This is a genomic window from Pseudomonas sp. PS01303 (assembly GCF_029959385.1).
Classification (GTDB): domain Bacteria; phylum Pseudomonadota; class Gammaproteobacteria; order Pseudomonadales; family Pseudomonadaceae; genus Aquipseudomonas; species Aquipseudomonas rustica.
Window position 1 is genome coordinate 1 of sequence record NZ_JASCPK010000322.1, and the last position, 833, is coordinate 833.

The window sequence follows — 833 nt, forward strand, 5'->3', positions numbered from 1 at the left end:
CGCGATAGAGGTGTGTCAGCCACACATTTTTTACTGAAAGACCGCTATCGCGAGCAGGCTCACTCCTACAAGGGGTCAGGTGATCAGCAGGTAAATTGCGCTGACTGCCAGCAAGAGCGCCATGCTGCGGTTAAACCAACGCATCCCCGCCGCATTGCTCAAATACCCGCGCAAGAACGTCCCGGCATACACCCAGCATCCCACCGACACATAGCAAATCACCAGATACACCGCCGCAAACTGCCAGACCAACCGCGCCTCACCATCGGCAACAAACGCGCCCATCCCCGCTACACAGGCCAGCCACGCCTTGGGGTTGAGCCATTGCATCACCGCGCCGTACAGCATCGACGGCGCCCGCGCTGAATCCTTGGCGTTCAGTTGCCCGTCATCGGTGGCCAATTTCCACGCCATGAACAGCAAAAACGCCACCCCGGCCAGTTGCACCACGCGGGTCATGAACGGCCACAGCTGCAGCACTTCATGCAGCCCCAACCCCATCAGCACCAAGAGCAACACAAATCCTAACGTGGCCCCGGCGACATGCCGCTGACTGGCGCGAAAGCCGAACTGCGCCCCCGAACTCAACGCCACAATATTCACCGGCCCCGGCGTGATGGACGCCGCCAGCGCAAACGCCGCCATCGAAACAATCAGACTCATCGCACACCTGCTTCAAAACAAGGAACAAGGTGCCCACCCTAACCAGCGCCCGGTTCCCGGTATTGAAGAAAATGCCCCTGCCCCTGTAGGAGCTGCCGAAGGCTGCGATCTTTTGATCTTGTCTTTTAAAAACAGGATCAAAAGATCGCAGCCTTCGGCAGCTCCTACAC

At 58.7% G+C, this 833-nt stretch carries 1 protein-coding gene; it reads right to left on the reverse strand.

Annotation, left to right across the window (positions count from 1 at the left end):
- Positions 1-75: 75 nt before the first annotated feature.
- Positions 76-663, reverse strand: a complete 588-nt coding sequence (locus QMX93_RS30785; protein ID WP_212545907.1) for a LysE family translocator — start codon at positions 661-663, stop codon at positions 76-78.
- Between the last annotated feature and the right edge of the window lie 170 nt (positions 664-833).